Annotated in this window: 17 protein-coding genes; 9 read left to right on the top strand and 8 right to left on the bottom strand. The window is 57.2% G+C overall.

What is annotated here, in order from left to right; translation table 11 throughout:
* The first annotated feature begins 95 nt into the window (after positions 1-95).
* On the top strand, positions 96-1,736 hold the full coding sequence (locus tag ABLV76_RS15130; protein WP_064183574.1) for a DUF3300 domain-containing protein: 1,641 nt from the start codon (positions 96-98) through the stop codon (positions 1,734-1,736).
* A gap of 11 nt (positions 1,737-1,747) precedes the next feature.
* Positions 1,748-2,554, top strand: a complete 807-nt coding sequence (locus ABLV76_RS15125; protein WP_017901170.1) for a DUF2950 family protein — start codon at positions 1,748-1,750, stop codon at positions 2,552-2,554.
* Between the two features lie 43 nt (positions 2,555-2,597).
* On the opposite strand, the gene ABLV76_RS15120 is transcribed toward ABLV76_RS15125, so the two are convergent.
* From ABLV76_RS15120 to pdhR, 5 genes are all read right to left on the bottom strand, one after another.
* Positions 2,598-2,882, bottom strand: coding sequence for a hypothetical protein (locus tag ABLV76_RS15120; protein ID WP_348878371.1), 285 nt, complete (start codon positions 2,880-2,882; stop codon positions 2,598-2,600).
* A 164-nt stretch (positions 2,883-3,046) separates the two neighbouring features.
* Complete coding sequence (gene lpdA, locus ABLV76_RS15115) at positions 3,047-4,471, bottom strand: dihydrolipoyl dehydrogenase (RefSeq protein ID WP_002888731.1); 1,425 nt, start codon at positions 4,469-4,471, stop codon at positions 3,047-3,049.
* Between the two features lie 206 nt (positions 4,472-4,677).
* Positions 4,678-6,576 (bottom strand): pyruvate dehydrogenase complex dihydrolipoyllysine-residue acetyltransferase, encoded by a 1,899-nt coding sequence (gene aceF, locus ABLV76_RS15110; RefSeq protein ID WP_023319734.1) that lies wholly within the window; start codon positions 6,574-6,576, stop codon positions 4,678-4,680.
* 14 nt (positions 6,577-6,590) lie between these two features.
* Positions 6,591-9,254 carry a pyruvate dehydrogenase (acetyl-transferring), homodimeric type gene (gene aceE, locus ABLV76_RS15105; protein ID WP_004204365.1) on the bottom strand — a complete coding sequence of 888 codons (2,664 nt, stop codon included), beginning with the start codon at positions 9,252-9,254 and terminating at the stop codon, positions 6,591-6,593.
* 137 nt (positions 9,255-9,391) lie between these two features.
* The gene (gene pdhR / locus ABLV76_RS15100) at positions 9,392-10,171 is read right to left on the bottom strand and encodes a pyruvate dehydrogenase complex transcriptional repressor PdhR (RefSeq protein WP_002888699.1); all 780 of its coding nucleotides are present in this window, start codon (positions 10,169-10,171) and stop codon (positions 9,392-9,394) included.
* Between the two features lie 644 nt (positions 10,172-10,815).
* Here pdhR and aroP point away from each other — a divergent pair.
* The 3 genes from aroP (at position 10,816) to ABLV76_RS15085 (ending at position 14,728) form a co-directional block, all read left to right on the top strand.
* Positions 10,816-12,186, top strand: a complete 1,371-nt coding sequence (gene aroP / locus ABLV76_RS15095) for an aromatic amino acid transporter AroP (RefSeq protein WP_017901172.1) — start codon at positions 10,816-10,818, stop codon at positions 12,184-12,186.
* Between the two features lie 185 nt (positions 12,187-12,371).
* Complete coding sequence (locus tag ABLV76_RS15090; protein ID WP_080847976.1) at positions 12,372-13,778, top strand: MFS transporter; 1,407 nt, start codon at positions 12,372-12,374, stop codon at positions 13,776-13,778.
* Positions 13,778-14,728, top strand: coding sequence for a family 43 glycosylhydrolase (locus tag ABLV76_RS15085; RefSeq protein ID WP_057213433.1), 951 nt, complete (start codon positions 13,778-13,780; stop codon positions 14,726-14,728). The genes ABLV76_RS15090 and ABLV76_RS15085 overlap by 1 nt, the downstream gene beginning before the upstream one ends.
* Positions 14,729-14,951: 223 nt before the next feature.
* Here ABLV76_RS15085 and ampE read toward each other — a convergent pair whose 3' ends face one another.
* Positions 14,952-15,806: a beta-lactamase regulator AmpE gene (gene ampE, locus ABLV76_RS15080; RefSeq protein ID WP_049004289.1), complete on the bottom strand. Its 855-nt coding sequence runs from the start codon at positions 15,804-15,806 to the stop codon at positions 14,952-14,954.
* Positions 15,803-16,366 carry a 1,6-anhydro-N-acetylmuramyl-L-alanine amidase AmpD gene (gene ampD, locus ABLV76_RS15075; protein ID WP_135683763.1) on the bottom strand — a complete coding sequence of 188 codons (564 nt, stop codon included), beginning with the start codon at positions 16,364-16,366 and terminating at the stop codon, positions 15,803-15,805. The genes ampE and ampD overlap by 4 nt, the downstream gene beginning before the upstream one ends.
* A gap of 133 nt (positions 16,367-16,499) precedes the next feature.
* On the opposite strand from ampD, the gene nadC reads away from it, so the two are divergent.
* From nadC to hofC, 4 genes are all read left to right on the top strand, one after another.
* Positions 16,500-17,393, top strand: a complete 894-nt coding sequence (nadC, locus tag ABLV76_RS15070) for a carboxylating nicotinate-nucleotide diphosphorylase (protein WP_017901176.1) — start codon at positions 16,500-16,502, stop codon at positions 17,391-17,393.
* Between the two features lie 180 nt (positions 17,394-17,573).
* Entirely contained in the window at positions 17,574-18,005 is a 432-nt protein-coding gene (gene ppdD / locus ABLV76_RS15065; protein ID WP_004204358.1) for a prepilin peptidase-dependent pilin, read from the top strand.
* Positions 18,006-18,015: 10 nt separating this feature from the next.
* Positions 18,016-19,401, top strand: coding sequence for a type II secretion system protein GspE (gspE, locus tag ABLV76_RS15060; RefSeq protein ID WP_017901178.1), 1,386 nt, complete (start codon positions 18,016-18,018; stop codon positions 19,399-19,401).
* Complete coding sequence (hofC, locus tag ABLV76_RS15055) at positions 19,391-20,596, top strand: protein transport protein HofC (protein ID WP_043522211.1); 1,206 nt, start codon at positions 19,391-19,393, stop codon at positions 20,594-20,596. Before gspE ends, hofC begins: the two co-directional genes overlap by 11 nt.
* Positions 20,597-20,632: 36 nt before the next feature.
* Here hofC and ABLV76_RS15050 read toward each other — a convergent pair whose 3' ends face one another.
* Positions 20,633-21,676, bottom strand: a complete 1,044-nt coding sequence (locus tag ABLV76_RS15050) for a GMP reductase (protein WP_017901180.1) — start codon at positions 21,674-21,676, stop codon at positions 20,633-20,635.
* Between the last annotated feature and the right edge of the window lie 242 nt (positions 21,677-21,918).

Below are 21,918 nucleotides of genomic sequence, written 5' to 3'. Positions count from 1 at the left end.
CAATAAAAAGCCATACCGCTTACTTATACTCAGCAAACGCGCCGTTTTCGCCGATACTTTAGCGAGATGGGTTACTTTTTGGGTCAGGAGCTTCTATGTCACTGCCATTCAAACCCCATATTATCGCCCTGCTCTGTAGCGCTGGTTTACTCGCGGCGGCGGGAACACTCTATGTGCAAAGCCGTACTCCAGAGACGGTCACTGAGCCGACGGCGCAGGCTGCGCCGGCACCCACTCCAGCCACACAGCCAGTCGCCGCGCAGCCGGTAGCCACCACCTACACCCAGGCGCAGATTGATCAGTGGGTTGCCCCCATCGCGCTCTATCCGGACAGTCTGCTGTCGCAGGTGCTGATGGCCTCCACCTACCCGGACAACGTCATGCAGGCCGTGCAGTGGTCCCAGGATAACCCCTCCATGAAAGGGGATGCCGCCGTTCAGGCTGTTGCCAGCCAGCCGTGGGATCCCAGCGTTAAATCGCTTGTCGCTTTCCCGGCCCTGCTGGCGATGATGGGCGAGAATCCGCCCTGGGTGGAAAATCTCGGTAATGCGTTTTTGGCCCAGCCGCATGATGTGATGGACTCGGTGCAGCGTCTGCGTGCCATCGCCCAGCAGACAGGGACGCTGAAATCTACGCCGCAGCAAAAAGTGATTGTCGCCGCAGCGGCGCCTGCGCCGGCCTCCACCTCGAAAAGCAGCACGGTAACAACGTCAACGACCAGCGCGACGGCGCCCGCACCGACGCAGGTCATAAAAATAGAACCGACCGATCCACAGGTGGTCTATGTTCCCAACTACAACCCCTCCACCGTCTATGGTACCTGGCCGAACAGCGCCTATCCTCCGGTCTATCTGCCGCCGCCTCCCGGGGAGCAGTTTACCGATAGCTTCGTCAAAGGCTTCGGTTACAGCCTGGGCGTGGCGACCACCTGGGCGCTGTTCAGCAGCATCGACTGGGATGATGATGATGATGACCACCACCATCACGATGACGACTACCACCGCGGCGATTACTCGCATAACGGCGATAACATCAATATCAATGTGAATAACTTTAACCGCATTACCGGACAAAACCTGCCGGGCGACCGCGTAAACTGGCAGCACAACCCCGCCTATCGCGGTCACGTGCCATACCCCAATAATACCGTCGCCCAGCGCTTTCATCAGACCAACGTATCCGGCGGACTGAGCGCGACCCAGCATGCGCCGGTCGATCGTGAGGCGCAGCGCCAGGCGGCGATGACCCAGCTTCAGCAGCGCAGCGCGCCGACCGCCACGGCGGGCAACCTGGCGGCAAACACCGCCTCGCGCGATGCCCAGCGTCAGGCGGCCTCGGCGCAGTTGAAACAAGCCACCCAGCGCAGCAACTACCGCGGTTACGACAGCGAGCCGACATCGACCCAGCAGCGTCGAGACGCGGCGAAAGCGCAGTTGAAAAACCCGACGCCGCAGCAACAGCAGCGTAGGGAAACCATTAAGAGCCGCGAGCAGAATACTACACCGCAGCAGCAACAGCGCCGGCAGCAGCTCCAGTCTGCCACGCCAGCCCAGCGTCAGCAGACGGTCAGTCATCTGCGCGCCAGCGCCCTTAGCGGCAACGAAAGCCGCGCCCCCTCCTGGCAAGCGCAGCAGGAACGGGGACGGCAGAGTCGTCAGTTTTCCAGCGTAAATCGCGAGCAGCGCGACGGCGCCAGAGAGCGTCTTTCTGAACACCATGAACTACGCCGCCGCTGAGGATGAGCAGAATGAGAAACCCATTACCAATTGCCCTGTTCACGTTAATGCTGTCGCCGCTTGCCGCCTTCGCCCAGCAGCAGTATGCCACCCCCGAGCAGGCCGCAAGCGCGCTGGCCGAGGCGATCGGCCAGCAAAATGATGCGGCGCTGAGTGAAGTACTTGGCGATAACTGGCAGCATTTTTTACCCCCCGACGGGATCGACCCCACTGCCGTCGACCGCTTCCAGCGCGACTGGCAGGTGAAACATGTGATTGTGCAGCAGGGTGAAAAAGCCTGGCTCGACGTCGGTAGCGAAGCATGGCGGCTGCCAGTCCCCATCGTCAAAGCATCCCAGGGCTGGCGCTTTGATATGGCCGCTGGTGAAGAAGAGATCCTCACCCGCGCTATCGGCCGTAATGAACTGTCGGCGATAGCCGCCATGCATGCCTACGTTGACGCCCAGCAGGATTACTATCAACTGAACCACCGCTGGGCGCAGAAAATCATCAGTAGCGAAGGCAAAAAAGATGGTCTGTACTGGCCCACCTCGCCGGGCGAAGCGCCAAGTCCGCTTGGGCCAGCCTTTAGCCCGACGGTTCCCGGCAGCGGCTACCATGGCTACCGCTTCCGCATTATCACCGGTAGAGATGAGCAGAGCGTCGCCTTGCTGGCGTGGCCGGTGGCGTGGGGGGAAACCGGCGTGATGAGCTTTATGATCGATCAGCACGATACCGTTTATCAGGCCAATCTCGGTGAAGAGAGCGCGGCAAAGGCCCAGGCGATAACGCGCTTTGCCCCCGACGCTGACGCCGGCTGGCAGGTGGTCAACCCATAAAAAACGCCCGGTTACGTACACGCAACCGGGCGTTTTCATTCACTTAGCCCTGGTGGGGCATCAGCGACGGATCGCCGGCAATGGCTGGTTTCGTACTGGACAATGCCGATTCGTCAGCGCTGATGCTGCCGGAATTCGCCGCCCATACTCCTTCACTGGTCTTGGTCACTTGCTGATGCTGAGCATTCAGATCCTGGCCCATCGCCGCAATATGGGTCGTTTCCGTACCACCGCTGTTATCCGCCCACGGAATCGTGGCGTCAGCCGCGCAGGCGACACCGGATAAGCACGCTGCTGCGACCAGCGCTGTGGTTAAAAAGCGTTTCATCACACACCTCATTGATATCGTTAACTACCTATAAGTTTACATAGTGACTATTTACAAAGTATGTATGAGGTGTAGCGGTTTATGAATAGCGACATAGTTCTAAACATCAGGCATAAAAAAAGCGGCTCCGGGAGCCGCTTATGCTTTTTGCCTGAAAGAAAAAGTTACTTTTTCTTCGCTTTGGCGTTCGGCAGGTCGGTGATGCTGCCTTCGAAAACTTCTGCCGCCAGGCCAACAGACTCGTGCAGAGTCGGGTGAGCGTGGATAGTCAGCGCGATGTCTTCAGCGTCACAGCCCATCTCGATAGCCAGGCCGATCTCACCCAGCAGCTCGCCGCCGTTGGTGCCGACAATCGCGCCACCGATAACACGGTGGGTCTCTTTGTCGAAGATCAGTTTGGTCATGCCGTCTGCGCAGTCGGAAGCGATAGCACGGCCGGAAGCAGCCCACGGGAAGGTGGCGGTTTCGTAGCTGATGCCTTTCTCTTTCGCTTCTTTCTCGGTCAGACCCACCCATGCCACTTCTGGCTCGGTGTAGGCGATCGATGGGATCACTTTCGGATCGAAGTAGTGCTTCAGGCCGGAGATAACTTCTGCGGCAACGTGACCTTCGTGGACGCCTTTGTGCGCCAGCATCGGCTGACCGACGATATCGCCGATAGCAAAGATGTGCGGCACGTTGGTGCGCATTTGTTTGTCAACGCGGATGAAGCCACGATCGTCAACTTCCACGCCCGCTTTGCCTGCGTCGAGGTTTTTACCGTTCGGTACGCGGCCGATAGCCACCAGCACGGCGTCGTAACGCTGTGCTTCCGCCGGCGCTTTTTTGCCTTCCATGGAAACATAAATACCGTCTTCTTTTGCTTCAACGGCAGTCACTTTGGTTTCCAGCATCAGGTTGAATTTCTTGCTGATGCGTTTGGTGAAGACTTTCACCACATCTTTATCGGCAGCCGGGATGACCTGGTCGAACATTTCAACCACGTCGATCTCTGAACCCAGCGCATGGTATACGGTACCCATTTCCAGACCGATGATACCGCCGCCCATGACCAGCATGCGTTTCGGCACAGATTTCAGCTCCAGGGCGTCGGTGGAGTCCCATACGCGCGGATCTTCATGCGGAATAAATGGCAGTTGAATCGGACGGGAGCCCGCCGCGATGATGGCGTTGTCGAAGTTGATCACGGTTTTGCCGTTTTCGCCTTCCACTTCCAGGGTGTTAGCGCCGGTGAATTTACCCAGACCGTTAACCACCTTCACTTTACGCCCTTTGGCCATGCCAGCCAGACCACCGGTCAGCTGAGTGATGACTTTTTCTTTCCAGGTGCGGATCTTGTCAATGTCAGTTTTCGGTTCGCCGAAAACGATGCCGTGTTCGGCCAGCGCTTTCGCTTCTTCGATAACTTTTGCCACGTGCAGCAGCGCTTTAGAAGGGATACAACCCACGTTCAGGCACACCCCACCGAGGGTGCTGTAACGTTCTACGATGACGGTTTCCAGACCTAAATCAGCGCAACGGAAGGCTGCAGAGTAGCCTGCAGGACCTGCCCCAAGTACCACGACCTGAGTTTTGATTTCAGTACTCATCATGACCTCTGTAATTTATATCCGGCGGGTCTGACGCTATTATTTTTACGCCCAAGTCCACCGGGACGTTCTATCCGCGTGTATTTTACAAAATTGTTAACAATTTTTAAACAACAAACGGCAAACGATTTTGTCCTTTGTTGCTGATAATCCCAAACAGCCTGAGGTTATCAGAAAAAAGCCGGCCGTCAGGCCGGCTTTTTCAATTACATCACCAGGCGGCGAATGTCGCTCAGGGTGTTGTTGATGATGGTAATGAAGCGGGCACCATCAGCACCGTCGATGACGCGGTGGTCGAAGGACAGAGAGATCGGCAGCATCAGACGCGGCACGAACTCTTTACCATTCCATACCGGCTCCATCGCGGACTTAGACACGCCGAGGATGGCCACTTCCGGCGCATTAACAATCGGCGCGAAGTGGGTGGTACCCAGGCCGCCGATGCTGGAGATGGTGAAGCAACCGCCCTGCATTTCGCCCGCCGTCAGTTTGCCATCGCGCGCTTTCTTCGAGATGGTGGTCAGTTCACGAGACAGCTCGGTGATGCTCTTCTTGTTCACGTCTTTAAAGACCGGAACCACCAGACCGTTCGGGGTATCTACCGCCACACCGATGTTGATGTATTTCTTCAGCGTCAGACGCTGACCATCTTCGGAGAGCGAGCTGTTGAAGCGCGGCATCTGCTCAAGCGCAGCGGCCACGGCTTTCATGATGAAGACAACCGGGGTGAATTTCACGTCCAGTTTACGCTTCTCAGCTTCGGCGTTCTGCTGCTTACGGAACGCTTCCAGATCGGTGATATCGGTTTTATCGAAGTGCGTAACGTGCGGGATCATGACCCAGTTACGGCTCAGGTTGGCACCAGAAATTTTCTGGATACGGCCCAGCTCCACTTCTTCGATTTCGCCGAACTTGCTGAAGTCAACCTTCGGCCATGGCAGCATGCCCGGGATACCGCCGCCAGCGGCAGCCGCCGGTGCGGATTCAGCACGCTTAACAGCGTCTTTCACGTAAGCCTGAACGTCTTCGCGCAGGATACGACCTTTACGGCCGGTGCCTTTCACTTTCGCCAGGTTAACGCCGAACTCGCGCGCCAGACGGCGAATCAGCGGAGTGGCGTGGACGTAAGCGTCGTTTTCAGCGAATTCGGTTTTACCTTCCGCTTTCGCAGCCGGTGCCGCGGCAGGCTTAGCGGCCTGAGCCGGAGCTGCAGCCGGTGCCGGCGCAGCCGCCTGAGCCGGTGCGGCGGCAGGCGCAGCGCCTTCCACTTCGAAGACCATGATCAGGGAGCCGGTTTTGACTTTATCGCCGGTGCTGATTTTGATCTCTTTGACGGTGCCCGCGAACGGCGCCGGCACTTCCATAGACGCTTTGTCGCCTTCGACGGTGATCAGGGACTGCTCAGCAGCCACTTTATCGCCGACTTTTACCATCACTTCGGTCACTTCAACTTCGTCGCCGCCGATGTCCGGTACGTTAACGTCTTTCGCACCGCCAGCCGCAGCTGGAGCAGCCGCCGCCGGAGCAGCAGCCTGAGCAGGTGCGGCAGCAGGCGCAGCGCCCGCCACTTCGAAGATCATGATCAGGGAGCCGGTGGACACTTTATCGCCGGTGTTGATCTTGATCTCTTTCACGGTACCCGCGAACGGCGCCGGCACTTCCATCGAGGCTTTATCGCCTTCGACGGTGATCAGAGACTGCTCAGCCGCAACGGTATCGCCCACTTTCACCAGAATTTCAGTGACTTCAACTTCGTCACCGCCGATGTCCGGCACGTTCACTTCTTTCTCTGCCGCGGCAGCTGCTGGAGCAGCGGCGGCCGGAGCGGCTTCTTTCTTCTCTTCCTGCGCAGGTGCAGCGGCTGCTGCACCCTCGGCGGAATCGAAAATCATAATCAGTTTGCCAGTCTCGGTTTTATCGCCGACGGAGACTTTAATCTCTTTCACGACGCCAGCCTGCGGAGACGGGACTTCCATAGAGGCTTTATCGCCTTCTACGGTGATCAGCGACTGTTCAGCTTCAACTTTGTCGCCCACTTTGACCAGAATCTCGGTGATTTCAACTTCATCAGCCCCGATGTCCGGTACTTTGATTTCGATAGCCATTATTCTTTTACCTCTTACGCCAGACGCGGGTTAACTTTTTCTGCATCGATGTTGAATTTGGTAATTGCGTCCGCAACCACTTTCTTATCGATTTCACCACGTTTAGCCAGTTCGCCCAGCGCTGCAACGACCACATAGGAAGCATCGACTTCGAAGTGGTGACGCAGGTTTTCACGGCTGTCGGAACGACCGAAGCCATCGGTACCCAGTACGCGGTAATCGTCAGCCGGTACGTAGGTACGAACCTGCTCGGCGAACAGTTTCATATAGTCAGTGGATGCCACTGCCGGAGCGTCGTTCATCACCTGAGCGATGTACGGCACGCGCGGGGTTTCCAGCGGGTGCAGCATGTTCCAGCGTTCGCAATCCTGGCCATCACGCGCCAGTTCGGTGAAGGAGGTGACGCTGTACACGTCAGAGCCCACGCCGTAGTCTTTCGCCAGGATCTGCGCTGCTTCACGGACGTGACGCAGGATAGAACCGGAGCCCAGCAGCTGAACTTTACCTTTGCTACCTTCGATGGTTTCGAGTTTGTAGATACCTTTGCGGATACCTTCCTCGGCGCCTTCCGGCATGGCCGGCATGTGGTAGTTTTCGTTCAGGGTAGTGATGTAGTAGTAAACGTTCTCTTGTTTCTCACCGTACATACGCTCCAGGCCGTCATGCATGATGACCGCCACTTCGTAGGCGTAGGACGGATCGTAAGAGATACAGTTCGGGATAGTCAGAGACTGAATATGGCTGTGGCCATCTTCGTGCTGCAGACCTTCGCCGTTCAGCGTCGTACGACCGGAAGTACCCCCGATCAGGAAGCCGCGAGCCTGCTGGTCGCCTGCCTGCCAGCACAGGTCGCCGATACGCTGGAACCCGAACATCGAGTAGTAGATGTAGAACGGGATCATCGGCAGGTTGTTGGTGCTGTAAGAGGTCGCCGCAGCCAGCCAGGATGCGCCTGCGCCCAGCTCGTTGATCCCTTCCTGCAGGATCTGACCTTTCTCGTCTTCTTTGTAGTATGCAACCTGCTCACGGTCCTGCGGGGTGTACTGCTGGCCGTTCGGGCTGTAGATACCGATCTGACGGAACAGACCTTCCATACCGAAAGTACGCGCTTCGTCGGCGATGATCGGCACGAGGCGGTCTTTGATGGATTTGTTCTTCAGCATCACGTTCAGGGCACGAACGAACGCGATAGTGGTAGAGATCTCTTTATTCTGCTCTTCCAGCAGCGGGCGGAAATCTTCCAGCGTCGGCAGCTCCAGCTTCTCAGTGAAGTTCGGCTGACGGCTCGGCAGATAGCCGTGCAGTTTCTGACGCTGAGCGTGCAGATAGGTGTGCTCTTCGGAACCTTCCGGGAAGGTGACGTACGGCAGTTTTTCCAGATCGGCATCGGCAACCGGCACGTTGAAACGATCGCGGACGTAGCGAACGCCGTCCATGTTCATTTTCTTAACCTGGTGAGCGATGTTCTTACCTTCAGCAGTGTCACCCATGCCGTAACCTTTGATGGTATGGGCGAGGATAACGGTCGCTTTGCCTTTGGTTTCCTGCGCTTTTTTCAGAGCAGCATAAACTTTCTTCGGATCGTGGCCACCGCGGTTCAGGGCCCAAATCTGCTCGTCAGTCCAGTCGGCAACCAGCGCAGCGGTCTCCGGATATTTACCGAAGAAGTGCTCGCGCACATAAGCGCCGTCTTTGGATTTGAAGGTCTGGTAATCGCCGTCAACGGTTTCTTCCATCAGCTGAATCAGCTTACCGCTGGTGTCTTTACGCAGCAGCTCATCCCAACGACCGCCCCAGATAACCTTGATAACGTTCCAGCCAGCGCCCGCGAAGATGCCTTCCAGTTCGTTAATGATTTTGCCGTTACCGGTGACCGGGCCGTCAAGACGCTGCAGGTTACAGTTGATAACGAACACCAGGTTGTCGAGCTTCTCACGGGTGGCGATGGTGATCGCGCCTTTAGATTCCGGCTCGTCCATCTCACCGTCGCCCAGGAACGCGTAAACGGTTTGTTTGGAGGTGTCTTTCAGACCACGGTGTTCCAGGTATTTCAGGAATTTAGCCTGATAAATCGCCCCGATTGGGCCCAGGCCCATAGAAACGGTCGGGAACTGCCAGAATTCCGGCATCAGTTTCGGGTGCGGATAAGAGGACAGACCTTTACCGTGAACTTCCTGACGGAAGTTGTTCATCTGCTCTTCAGTCAGACGACCTTCCAGGAACGCACGCGCATAAACGCCCGGAGAGATGTGACCCTGGAAGTACACCAGGTCGCCGCCATCCTGCTCATTGCGTGCGCGGAAGAAGTGGTTAAAGCACACTTCGTAGAAGGTTGCGGAAGACTGGAAAGAAGCCATGTGGCCGCCCAGTTCGAGATCTTTTTTCGATGCGCGCAGAACGGTCATGATGGCGTTCCAGCGGATCGCAGAACGGATACGACGTTCCAGATCCAGATTACCCGGATATTCCGGCTCATCTTCAACGGCAATAGTGTTGACGTAACCGCCGGTCGATGCGCCAGCAGCCACTTTCACCCCGCCTTTGCGGGCTTCAGAAAGGAGTTGGTCAATAAGATACTGAGCGCGCTCAACACCTTCTTCACGGATGACCGATTCGATCGCCTGTAGCCAGTCGCGAGTTTCGATCGGATCCACGTCATTTGGTAAACGTTCTGACATGGGGGGTATTCCTTATCTATCTAATCGTTGATTAATCTGGAACCTGTCCCATTGAACTCTTCGTTCTTCACCGTTGAACAACCAAAAATTCAATAAGACAGGTTCTGCGTTTAGTTGCCGCGCTCTAAAAATGGCGCTTAAGAACCGGAGTTCTCGTCCTTTCGTTGCTGTAAACGACGCAGCGAGCGTTCTCTACGACTCTGCTCACGGCTACGGTCCAGCAAAATTTCCTCAATGAACGCCAGGTGACGGTGCGACGCCTCACGCGCCTGCTCCGGCTCCCCGGCCATTATCGCCTCGAAAATGCGAGTGCGATGGTTGCTGACCAACGGGAGCATTTCCCGGCGGGCATACAGCAATTCAAAGTTCTGACGCACGTTTTGCGCCAGCATCGGCTCCATACACCTTAGCAGATGAAGCAAAACCACATTGTGTGCCGCCTCGGTGACGGCGATTTGGTACTGGACGACGGCGCCGGACTCAGCGTCCAGATCGCCCGACTGCTGAGCCCGCTCAATAGCCTGATGCAGCTCGCGGATACGGTCGCGATCTTCATCATTGCTGCGCAGCGCCGCGTAATAAGCCGCAATGCCTTCCAGCGCGTGACGGGTCTCAAGCAGATCGAATTGGGATTCAGGGTGATCGGACAGCAGCTCGACCAGCGGATCGCTGAAGCTCTGCCACAGGCGGCTCTGAACAAACGTTCCACCTCCCTGACGACGAAGCAACAGGCCCTTGGCTTCGAGGCGTTGAATCGCCTCACGCAGCGAGGGGCGGGAAACGTCGAACTGTTTAGCCAGTTCGCGTTCAGGCGGGAGTTTTTCACCGGGGCGCAAGGTCCCCTCAAGGATCAGAAACTCCAGCTGCTGCTCTATCACATCGGATAATTTTGGTTGGCGGATTTTGCTGTAGGCCATATTCCCTGTCTCTGCCATTAGCCCGGAGTAAATTGGTCTTACCAATTTAAAGTTCGTAGCGCTAAAGTAACAAAGTATTCACCTTCTGTCCATACAGGTTTTGATTGAAATCAGTAAACGACGGACATTTTAACAACCTTACAGAAATAACATTTCAGAAATGTAACCTTGCACAAATGTTACGTTTACTCATAAAGAGGTAGCATTAACTTAATGGAAACGAAAAATTACGCTATCTGAACCGATTCAACGACCCAATAAATGAATACAAAGACAATACAATTGAATAAATAATCACAAAGAAGCAATGCATCGGAATAATACAGAATGTGTCTATTGATGTCTTTTTAGACACATGGTCATCATCCCTTCATAAAGCAGGTGCATTCAAACGCGCTTACCACTATTCTCCCTGAGACGAAAGGCCTTTTTCTGAATTACCGCACCGCCTTCCGTAAACAAAACAATACAGAAACGGAAGTCGCTAAATACACAAACACAACAATATGTGCGCGCCATCACTCAGGTAAAAAGTGGGCCACTTCGCCCAAATTTTCGCTGGCTATGCTTTCTGGCAGGGACAGCAGTGAAGCAGCAACCTGACGGATGACGTACACAAAAAATAATCACACACGAGGTTTCATATGGAAGGTCAACAGCACGGCGATCGGCTGAAGCGCGGCCTGAAAAACCGCCACATCCAGCTCATCGCGCTGGGCGGGGCTATCGGCACCGGCCTGTTTCTGGGGAGCGCGTCCGTCATTCAGTCCGCCGGCCCGGGTATCATTCTTGGTTACGCGATTGCCGGTTTTATCGCCTTTCTGATCATGCGTCAGCTGGGCGAAATGGTGGTGGAAGAGCCGGTAGCCGGTTCGTTTAGCCACTTTGCTTATAAATACTGGGGCGGCTTTGCCGGCTTCGCCTCCGGCTGGAACTACTGGGTGCTGTATGTCCTGGTGGCCATGGCGGAACTCACTGCCGTCGGCAAATATATCCAGTTCTGGTGGCCGGAAATCCCAACCTGGGCCTCAGCGGCGGTCTTCTTCATCGCCATCAACGCCATTAACCTGACCAACGTGAAAGTGTTCGGGGAAATGGAGTTCTGGTTTGCCATTATCAAAGTGGTCGCCGTTGTGGCGATGATTTTGTTCGGCGGCTGGCTGCTGTTCAGCGGTAACGGCGGCCCGCAGGCGACAGTACGTAACCTCTGGGATCAAGGCGGGTTCCTGCCGCACGGCTTTACCGGACTGGTAATGATGATGGCGATCATCATGTTCTCCTTCGGCGGTCTGGAGCTGGTGGGTATCACCGCGGCGGAAGCGGATAACCCGGAGCAAAGCATCCCGAAAGCCACTAACCAGGTTATCTACCGTATCCTGATCTTCTATGTTGGCTCGCTGGCGGTCCTGCTCTCGCTGCTGCCGTGGACGCGTGTGACTGCGGACACCAGTCCGTTCGTCCTGATTTTCCATGAGCTTGGCGATACGCTGGTGGCAAACGCCCTCAACGTAGTGGTGCTGACGGCGGCCCTGTCGGTGTATAACAGCTGCGTCTACTGCAACAGCCGTATGCTGTTCGGTCTTGCCCAGCAGGGGAACGCACCGAAAGCGCTGCTCAGCGTCGACAAACGCGGCGTGCCGGTGAATACCATTCTCGTCTCCGCCGTGGTCACCGCCCTGTGTGTGCTGATCAACTACCTGGCGCCGGAATCCGCATTTGGCCTGCTGATGGCGCTGGTAGTCTCCGCCCTGGTGATCAACTGGGCGATGATCAGCCTCGCGCATATCAAATTCCGTCGCGCCAAACAGCAGCAGGGGGTCACCACTCGCTTCCCCGCCCTCTTCTACCCGCTGGGTAACTGGGTGTGCCTGCTGTTTATGGCCGCGGTGCTGGTAATTATGCTGATGACCCCGGGGATGGCGATTTCCGTTTGGCTGATCCCGGTATGGATCGCCGTGCTGGGCGTGGGCTATCTGTTTAAACAGAAAGCCGCCGCCACCATAAAAGCACAATAATACATCTCATCAATAATTCTCTTTGCTCTGCGCCCCCTCCCTGAATGACGGGCGCAGAGCATTGTTATCTGCTTCACACTTTCCCCTCCATAGCTTTTTTATCCATATCGTCAACGCGTTCCTGCAACGTAATTCTCTCGATAGCAGCCAATAATTCTCTCCATACTGCAACGGAGAGACCGCACATGGCAGACAATAGACTTTCAATAAAAGAAAAGATTGGTTATGGGATGGGGGATGCCGGATGCAATATCATCTTTGGCGCCATCATGCTGTTTGTTAACTATTTTTATACCGATATTTTCGGTCTGGCGCCGGCGCTGGTGGGCGTACTGCTGCTGTCGGTGCGCGTCATCGATGCGGTGACCGACCCGATCATGGGCGCCCTCGCCGACCGCACCCGCAGTAAATATGGCCGCTTTCGTCCATGGCTGCTGTGGATTGCTTTCCCCTACGCCCTGTTCAGCGTCCTGATGTTCACCACTCCTGAGTGGACCTATAACAGCAAAGTCATCTATGCGTTTGTCACCTACTTTCTGCTGTCGATTACCTATACCGCGATTAACATCCCCTACTGCTCGCTGGGAACGGTGATGACCGCCGATCCGAAAGAGCGCGTTGCCTGCCAGTCTTATCGTTTCGTGATGGTGGGTATCGCCACGCTGTTGCTGTCATTAACGCTGCTGCCAATGGCCGACTGGTTCGGCGGCGCCGATAAAGCGAAGGGCTATCAGATGGCGATGACCGTGCTGGCCTTCATCGGCATGTGTATGTTCCTGTTCTGCTTCGCTACCGTACGCGAACGCATCCACCCGGCGGTACAGACCAATGATGAACTGAAAAAAGATCTCAAAGATGTGTGGAAAAATGACCAGTGGGTACGCATCCTGTTGCTCACGCTGTGCAACGTCTGTCCGGGCTTTATCCGCATGGCCGCCACCATGTACTACGTCACCTGGGTAATGGGGCAAAGCACCCATTTTGCCACTCTGTTTATCAGCCTCGGCGTGGTCGGGATGATGATTGGCAGCATGCTGGCAAAAGTCCTCACCGACCGCTGGTGCAAACTGCAGGTCTTCTTCTGGACCAATATCGTGCTGGCGATCTTCTCCTGCGCCTTCTATTTCTTTAATCCGCACGCCACCACGCTGATTATGGTGCTCTACTTCCTGCTCAACATCCTGCATCAGATTCCCTCCCCGCTGCACTGGTCGCTGATGTCCGATGTTGACGACTACGGCGAGTGGAAAACCGGCAAGCGCATCACCGGCATTAGCTTCTCCGGCAATCTGTTCTTCCTCAAAGTCGGCCTGGCGGTCGCCGGGGCGATGGTCGGATTCCTGTTGTCATGGTACGGCTACGACGCTGGCGCCAAAGCGCAAAGCGCCTCCGCCCTCAACGGCATCGTGCTGCTGTTCTCGGTTATCCCCGGCGTTGGCTACCTGATCACCGCCGGCGTGGTGCGCCTGCTGAAAGTTGACCGCATCCTGATGCGCCAGATCCAGAGCGATTTAGAGAAGCGCCGCAGCAACTACAGCGAGCTGAATGAATACCAGGAACTGAAAACCAGTGAACACGTAAGGAAAGCCTGATGAACAACTGGCCCAACCCCTTTATTGAACAGCGCGCAGATCCCTTTATTCTGCGCCACCTTAATCACTACTACTTTATTGCCTCGGTGCCGGAATACGACCGGCTGGAGATCCGGCGCGCGGCGACCCTTGAAGGATTACGCGATGCGGAGCCGGTAGTGGTCTGGCGCGCACCGCAAAGCGGGCCGATGAGCCAGCTGATTTGGGCGCCGGAGCTACATGAGATAGACGGCAAGTGGTATATCTATTTTGCCGCCACCCATACCCACGATCTGGATGCGCTGGGCATGTTCCAGCATCGTATGTTCGTTATCGAGTGCGCCGACAACGATCCGCTGACCGGCCGCTGGCAGGAAAAAGGCCAGGTGGTCACCCCTTTCGATACCTTCGCCCTCGATGCCACCACCTTTATCCATCAGGGCAAACGCTGGTACCTGTGGGCGCAAAAATCGCCGCATATCGAGGGCAACTCAAACCTGTATCTCGCTGAAATGGCCAACCCGTGGACGCTAAAAGGCGAGCCGGTCATGCTGAGCAAGCCGGAGTTCGACTGGGAGTGTCGGGGATTTAAGGTCAATGAAGGACCCGCGGTGCTGGTGCATGGCGATAAGCTGTTCATCAGCTATTCCGCCAGCGCCACCGACGAAAACTACTGCATGGGGTTGCTCTGGATTGACCGGCAGGCCGATCCGCTGCAGCCGGCAAACTGGCATAAAGCCCCGCAGCCGGTGTTCCGGACCAGCTATGAAAACCGCCAGTATGGCCCGGGCCATAATAGTTTTACCCAAACGCCGGCGGGGGAAGATGTGCTGGTCTACCACGCGCGGAATTACACCGAGATTGAAGGCGACCCGCTGTATGACCCCAATCGTCATACCCGGCTAAAACTCGTCAGCTGGAGAGAGGACGGCATGCCCGACTTCGGCATCCCACCGGCGGATACGCTGTAGCGGTTCGGTATGCGTCCCGCTGGCGCGGATTCTCCAGGCCGGGTCAGGCGAAACCACCGCCCGGCAACATGCCAGGTACGGCGTCTGATATAGAACCCGGCGCCGCTGTTGCTTGTCGGGCCTGTGCAGTGTGGGTCTCCAGGCCGGATAAGCGCAACGCCATCCGGCAATTAACGCCCCAGATGTGAGGGTATCGTGGCAGGTAGAGTACGAGCGCAGGCCGTTACACCAGGGTGCCGTAAATCGTCAGCAGCGCCATGATCACCACCACCACCAGCGAGGTTTTCTTGGCCATCGACACCGCGGCCTTCGGGGTCTCAACTTTATCCACGTGCGGTTCACGAGCCAGGGAATACTGCGCCAGGCGGGTCAATACCTGATACTGCGACGAATGGCGGTCGCCTAACGATGCAAACCACGCCGGGAGCGCTTTCTCTCCATGCCCCACCAGAGCATAGACAACCCCCACCAGACGCACCGGCAGCCAGTCCACAATATGCAGGATACCATCGATTCCGGACTGCAAACGATGATGCGGCGTCTGGTAGCGCGCCAGCCACGTCTGCCAGGCACGCAGGACGCTATAGGCGATAAGCGTCAGCGGCCCCCACGCCCCACCGACCACAAACCAGAAGAGTGGCGCCAGGTAGTAACGATAGTTAATCCATAGCAGCGCATTTTGCAGTTCGCTAAGGTACTCGCGCTCATCACAGCCCGGGGGGACGCCGTGTATCAACGTCAGCTCGCTGGCCATCGCATCGCAGGCGCGGCTGTCATTGCGCGACGCCGCTTTCAGATAGGCATGATAGTGCAGCCGAACCTTACCGGCGCCGATGCACAGCAGGCCTAGCAAAATCCAGAACACCAGCAGCGGTACGTTGAACAGCTGCCCCTGCAGCAAGCGCTGAATAATGTAGACCACCGCGACGGCGACCAGGGTCATCAGCAGCGTTCCCGGCAACGAGAAATGTTTTATCCGGCGGAACGCCACCTCCAGCCGATGATCAAGCTGCCAGTGTTCGCCCAGTTTAAACAGGCGTTCAGCGATAAGCACCAGCAACGTAGTAAACAGCGTCATGAGGTCTCCTTTTCGGACGGCGCGCTGAGCAGCGCACGAAATTTTTTCCAGTCAAAGGCCGGTCCCGGGTCCGTCTTGCGCACGGGCGCGATATCGCTATGGCCCATGATGTTTGCGGCGATGGCAGGATAAATCGTGATAAGCAGATCCGTCACCGCCGCCAGCTGCTGGTACTGCGCATCGGTATACGCCAGGGTATCCGTGCCTTCCAGCTCTATACCGATGGAAAAGTCATTGCAGCGTTCACGCCCCTGATAGCTGGAGACACCCGCATGCCATGCACGCTTATCGAAAGGCACATACTGCACGATTTCACCATCACGGCGAATCAGACAATGCGCCGAAACGCGCAGATGAGCGATCTCGGCAAAGAAAGGATGCGCGTGAGGATCCAGGGTGCCGGTGAACAGCGCGTCAATCCATGGACCACCAAATTCACCTGGCGGCAGGCTGATATTATGCACCACCAATAAGGAAGGGGCCTCTTCATCCGGACGGCAGTCATGGTGCGGCGAGGGAACCCGCCGCGCGCCGACCAGCCATCCCTCGTTCAACTGCATGCGGGATCTCCTTTCGCGAACTCATGCTTCCGGGCCACACGCCGGCCCAAAGGATGAAGTGTGTATGGTACTGAAACGTCGTTCAGGTTAGCATGTTTCCCACTTCTGAATCTTATCTATCTGGAGCTTTATCATGTCGCCTCGTCGTTACAACCCCGACCGCCGCCGTGACGTGCTGCTGGAACGTATTAATCTCGATATTACCGATGCTGTCGCACACTCCCTGCGGGAAGATTTGGGCGGCGAAGTCGACGCCAGCAACGATATTAGCGCACAATTATTGCCGCAGGATGCACGCTCCCATGCGGTGGTCATTACCCGCGAAGATGGCGTCTTCTGTGGTAAACGCTGGGTGGAAGAGGTCTTCATTCAGCTCGCCGGTGACGACGTGAATATCACCTGGCACGTCGCCGATGGCGATGCGGTCAAAGCCGATCAACCCCTGTTCGAGCTGGAAGGCCCATCGCGCATTCTGCTCACTGGCGAACGTACGGCGCTGAACTTTGTGCAAACCCTCTCCGGCGTCGCCAGCGTTGTCCGCCGCTATGTCGACCTGCTGGCGGGCACCAAAACCCAACTCCTGGATACGCGCAAAACGCTGCCAGGGCTGCGAACCGCTTTGAAATACGCGGTTCTCTGCGGCGGCGGCGCCAACCACCGCCTTGGGCTGTTCGACGCTTTCCTGATTAAAGAAAACCACATCATCGCCTCCGGCTCGATCCGTCAGGCGGTGGAAAAGGCGTTCTGGCTGCATCCTGATGTGCCGGTGGAAGTGGAAGTGGAAACGCTGGATGAGCTGGAGCAGGCGTTAAAAGCCGGGGCCGATATCATTATGCTCGATAACTTCACCACCGACCTGATGCGCGAGGCGGTGAAAATCACCGCTGGCCAGGCGGCGCTCGAGGTCTCCGGCAACGTCACCTTTGACACCATCCGCGAATTTGCCGACACCGGGGTCGACTATATCTCCGTCGGGGCCCTGACCAAACATGTGCAGGCGCTCGACCTGTCGATGCGTTTTCGCTGAAGATTGGGCCTTCACGTTTCCGGCGTGAAGGCCTGAATTTGCGACCCGACTCGCAGCCGCTCTTGCTCACCATGCAATCCCGCTAAAAACCCTGGAACCCGGTTTCCCGGATCGTTTTCGTCTCCTCGCCTGTCCCCCTGAATCCCGTCACAGTGCTTCTGTCACAACAAGGAGCGACTTATGGATAAACAACGAGGTTTTACCCTGATTGAACTGATGGTGGTCATCGGCATCATCGCCATTCTCAGCGCCATCGGCATCCCGGCCTACCAGAACTACCTGCGTAAAGCCGCCCTCACCGATCTGCTGCAGACCTTTGTCCCCTACCGGACGGCAATTGAACTTTGCGCGCTCGATCATGGCGGCCTGACGACATGCGACGGCGGCAGCAATGGCATCCCCTCGCCAACCACCACGCGCTACCTCTCCGCCATGAGCGTGGCAAAAGGGGTCGTTACCCTCACCGGCCAGGAAAGTCTCAACGGACTGGGCGTCACCCTAACCCCGACCTGGGATAACGCCGAGGGCGTCACCGGCTGGCAGCGGGTCTGCACTATCACCGACAACAGCGCGCTTCAGCAGGCCTGCGAAGACGTCTTCCGCGTGAAGTGAGGGCGACAACATGAAAACAGAACAGCTGATCCCTCTCTGTCGTCGCCATCACGCCCTGCTGCTGCACAGCGATGAGCAGACGATATCCATTGCGGTGGTCGATACCCCGCCGACGGAGCTAATGGAGGCGCTACGTTTCGCGACGCAAAAACGGATCGATATTGAATGCTGGAGCCAGGAGCAGATGGATAAGCGCCTGCAAGTCCAGGAAAAGCAGGCGCTGCTGGCGCAAAATGCAGGCCCGGAAAACATCGCCGAACGGGTCAATCAGATCCTCGAGCAGGCCCTGCGTCAGCGGGCCTCCGATATTCATATCGAACCCACGGAAACGCACTTACGGATCCGCCTGCGTGTCGATGGCGTGCTACACGCCCTGCCGCTGCTGGCGCCCGAGCTGGCCGCGCCGGTTATCGCACGACTCAAAGTGATGGCCAGTCTCGATATCGCCGAGCATCGTTTGCCGCAGGATGGTCAGTTCGCGCTGAACCTCGCCGGACGGCAGCTCTCCTTTCGCATCGCCACTCTGCCCTGCCGCTATGGCGAGAAAATTGTCCTGCGCCTTCTGCATCAGGTTGACCAGGCGCTGGATCTGGAGGCGCTCGGCCTCTCATCCTCTCAGCTGGCGGCCTTCCGCCAGGCGCTGAATCAGCCGCAGGGGCTGCTGCTGGTCACTGGCCCAACCGGAAGCGGGAAAACGGTAACCCTCTACAGCGCCCTGCAGGCGCGAAACCGGGAGCAAGTGAACATCTGTAGCGTCGAGGATCCTCTGGAGATCCCCATCGCCGGGATGAACCAGACGCAAATCAACCCGCGCGCCGGGCTGACCTTTCACAGCGTACTGCGCGCCCTGTTACGTCAGGACCCGGATATTGTGATGGTGGGTGAAATCCGCGATGCCGAAACCGCTGAAATCGCGCTGAAAGCCGCCCAAACGGGTCATCTGGTGCTCTCTACTCTGCACACCAATTCCACCAGCGAAACCCTTACCCGCCTGCAGCAAATGGGCATCGCCCGCTGGATGATCTCCTCTGCGCTCTCGCTGGTTATCGCCCAGCGTCTGGTTCGCAAGCTGTGCCCCCACTGCCGGCGCAATGCCGGCAGTGCCGCCGACCTGCCGCACAGTCTGTGGCCCCGCTCGCTGCCGCGCTGGCAGGCCGCGGGCTGCGAACACTGTTATCACGGGTATCACGGCAGGCTGGCGCTGTTCGAGGTCTTGCCTGTCACTCCGGGGCTACGTCAGGGGATAGTCCAGGGGCTCAACGCCATTGAGATCGAATCTCTGGCGCGAGCCGCGGGCATGATGACGCTCTTCGAAAGCGGATGTCAGGCTATCGAACAGGGCTTGACCAGCCTCGAAGAGGTGGTGCGGGTGCTGGGGATCCCCCATGGCGACTAAGCGTCTCTGGCGCTGGCGAGGCGTCGATGCGCAAGGCGCTCCTTGTCAGGGGATGCTATGGCAAGCCAGTCGTCCGGAGGTGCTGCATCACCTCCAGCAGCAGCGCATCCTGCCGCTGGCTATACGCCGCTGTACGGTGAAGCAAAGCCTGTGGCACCCGCGCTACAGCAGCGAAACCATCCGCCAGTTGGCAACCCTGCTGCAGGCCGGGCTACCGTTGGCGGAAGGGTTATCGCTTCTGGCGCAGCAGCAACCGCATGGGCAGTGGCAGGCGCTGCTTGAGGCGCTGGGCCGCGAACTGGCCCAGGGCGTGACTTTCTCTGCCGCACTGGCGCAGTGGCCGCAGGCTTTTCCGCCACTGTATCTGGCGATGATTAGCACTGGCGAACTGACGGGCAAGCTCGATATTTGCTGCCAGCAGCTGGCCAACCAGCAGCAGGAGCAGCAGCGGCTCGCCGGCAAGGTCAAGAAGGCGCTGCGCTACCCGCTGATCGTGCTCACACTGGCGCTGCTGGTGGTGCTGGGGATGCTCTATTTTGTCCTTCCTGAATTCACTGCCATCTACCAGACGTTCAATACGCCGCTGCCGTTATTAACGCGAATGGTTATTGCGGCAGGGGACATGCTGAACCGCGGCTGGCCGTTACTGCTGGCCTTTCTGCTGAGCCCGCTGCTGCTCAACCAGCTGGTCCGGCAGCGCGCCGACTGGCTGCTGCGTCGCCAGCAACTGCTTAACGCGCTCCCTCTCATCGGCCCCCTGATCGGCGGCCAACAGCTGAGCCTGATATTCACCGTTCTGGCGTTAACCCAAAGTGCCGGTATCAGCTTTCTACAGGGGCTGCAAAGCGTTGAAGAGACCCTGTCGTGCCCGCTGTGGCGCCAGCGCCTGGCGCAGGCCCGCGCGCTGATCGTTCAGGGGGATCCGATCTGGCAGGCGTTAAGCCGCTGCGGCGGTTTTACACCGCTGTGTCTGCAGCTCATCCGCACGGGGGAAAGCGCGGGGGCACTGGATCAGATGCTGGAAAACCTGGCGCATCATCATCGTGAGCAGACCCATCAGCGAGCCGACAGTCTGGCTGCGCATCTGGAACCCCTGATGCTGGTGATAACCGGCTCGCTGGTCGGGCTCCTGGTGGTGGCGATGTATTTGCCCGTTTTTCATCTGGGCGATGCCATTGGCGGGGCGGGAGGATAAGCAACGCTGGCACCGCGCAGGCGCCAGCGCAGCCGGTTACAGGCTATTGAATACCCGGTTCTCTTGTTCCTGAACGCGGATAAAGGTGGTGCGTTTGGTCAGCTCTTTCAGTCGCGAGGCGCCAACGTAGGTGCAGGCAGAGCGCAGGCCGCCGAGAATGTCGCGCGCGGTATTGTCCACCGGGCCACGCAGCGGCAGCTTAACGGTTTTCCCTTCCGCCGCGCGGTATTTCGCGACACCGCCCACATGGCGGGTCATCGCCGATTCGGAGCTCATACCGTAAAACAGCATGAATTTTTCACCGTTCTCTTCAACCACAGTACCGCCGCTCTCTTCGTGGCCCGCCAGCATACCGCCGAGCATCACGAAATCAGCGCCGCCGCCGAAGGCTTTCGCCACATCGCCCGGCATGGTGCAACCGCCGTCGCTGATGATCTGGCCGCCAAGGCCATGTGCGGCATCAGCACACTCGATCACGGCGGAGAGCTGCGGGTAGCCGACACCGGTTTTGACGCGGGTGGTGCAGACGGAGCCCGGGCCAATGCCAACTTTGACGATATCGGCGCCGGAGAGGATTAGCTCTTCACACATTTCACCGGTGACCACGTTCCCGGCAATAATGGTTTTTTGCGGCCAGGCTTCGCGCGCCTTCGCCACAAACTGGACGAAGTGTTCAGAGTAGCCATTGGCGACGTCAATGCACACAAAGTTCAACTGTGGGTTCTGAGAGATGATCTGTTGCGTTTTATCAAAATCCGCATCGGAAGTACCGGTGGAAACCATCACATGCTTGAGAACGTCTGCGGATACGCTCTGGACAAACGCCTGCCATTCTTCCGCGGTGTAGTGCTTGTGTACTGCCGTCAGAATGCCAAAAGTGGCCAGCGCTTTCGCCATGCTGAAGGTGCCGACGGTGTCCATGTTAGCCGCAATAATCGGCACACCGGACCAGGTCAGGCCTGAATGTTTAAAGGTGAATTCACGTTCCAGCTCAACATCAGAACGGCTTTTGAGGGTAGAGCGTTTCGGGCGGATAAGAACGTCTTTGAAACCAAGCTTCAGATCTTCTTCAATACGCATGTGCGAATTCCTGGGGTTAATGGCATTAATGTGAGAGCACAACTCCAGTGACGTTATCATACGCACGAATCAGGCCCGCGCAAGACTGCGATTTTCACTTTTTTTACGCTACAATCGTATAAATTTACCTGGTGAATGGAGAAAAAAGCGCTTATATCTCCACCCGCCAGCGCATTATTTTTAACCATTTGATTTGCTTGATTAAAAGAAACAGAATAGCGGACGGCGCTCCCGGCTGGCAC

The sequence above is a fragment of the Klebsiella sp. GB_Kp047 genome, from assembly GCF_040065235.1.
Lineage (GTDB): Bacteria > Pseudomonadota > Gammaproteobacteria > Enterobacterales > Enterobacteriaceae > Klebsiella > Klebsiella quasipneumoniae.
Note: the sequence above shows the minus strand (reverse complement) of the source record. Positions and strands in the feature narration are given on the sequence as shown.

Coding starts and splice junctions, on each gene's coding strand:
- ABLV76_RS15130 (WP_064183574.1), top strand. CDS start 96: ATGTCACTGCCATTCAAACCCCATATTATCGCCCTGCTCTGTAGCGCT.
- ABLV76_RS15125 (WP_017901170.1), top strand. CDS start 1,748: ATGAGAAACCCATTACCAATTGCCCTGTTCACGTTAATGCTGTCGCCG.
- ABLV76_RS15120 (WP_348878371.1), bottom strand. CDS start 2,882: ATGAAACGCTTTTTAACCACAGCGCTGGTCGCAGCAGCGTGCTTATCC.
- lpdA (WP_002888731.1), bottom strand. CDS start 4,471: ATGAGTACTGAAATCAAAACTCAGGTCGTGGTACTTGGGGCAGGTCCT.
- aceF (WP_023319734.1), bottom strand. CDS start 6,576: ATGGCTATCGAAATCAAAGTACCGGACATCGGGGCTGATGAAGTTGAA.
- aceE (WP_004204365.1), bottom strand. CDS start 9,254: ATGTCAGAACGTTTACCAAATGACGTGGATCCGATCGAAACTCGCGAC.
- pdhR (WP_002888699.1), bottom strand. CDS start 10,171: ATGGCCTACAGCAAAATCCGCCAACCAAAATTATCCGATGTGATAGAG.
- aroP (WP_017901172.1), top strand. CDS start 10,816: ATGGAAGGTCAACAGCACGGCGATCGGCTGAAGCGCGGCCTGAAAAAC.
- ABLV76_RS15090 (WP_080847976.1), top strand. CDS start 12,372: ATGGCAGACAATAGACTTTCAATAAAAGAAAAGATTGGTTATGGGATG.
- ABLV76_RS15085 (WP_057213433.1), top strand. CDS start 13,778: ATGAACAACTGGCCCAACCCCTTTATTGAACAGCGCGCAGATCCCTTT.
- ampE (WP_049004289.1), bottom strand. CDS start 15,806: ATGACGCTGTTTACTACGTTGCTGGTGCTTATCGCTGAACGCCTGTTT.
- ampD (WP_135683763.1), bottom strand. CDS start 16,366: ATGCAGTTGAACGAGGGATGGCTGGTCGGCGCGCGGCGGGTTCCCTCG.
- nadC (WP_017901176.1), top strand. CDS start 16,500: ATGTCGCCTCGTCGTTACAACCCCGACCGCCGCCGTGACGTGCTGCTG.
- ppdD (WP_004204358.1), top strand. CDS start 17,574: ATGGATAAACAACGAGGTTTTACCCTGATTGAACTGATGGTGGTCATC.
- gspE (WP_017901178.1), top strand. CDS start 18,016: ATGAAAACAGAACAGCTGATCCCTCTCTGTCGTCGCCATCACGCCCTG.
- hofC (WP_043522211.1), top strand. CDS start 19,391: ATGGCGACTAAGCGTCTCTGGCGCTGGCGAGGCGTCGATGCGCAAGGC.
- ABLV76_RS15050 (WP_017901180.1), bottom strand. CDS start 21,676: ATGCGTATTGAAGAAGATCTGAAGCTTGGTTTCAAAGACGTTCTTATC.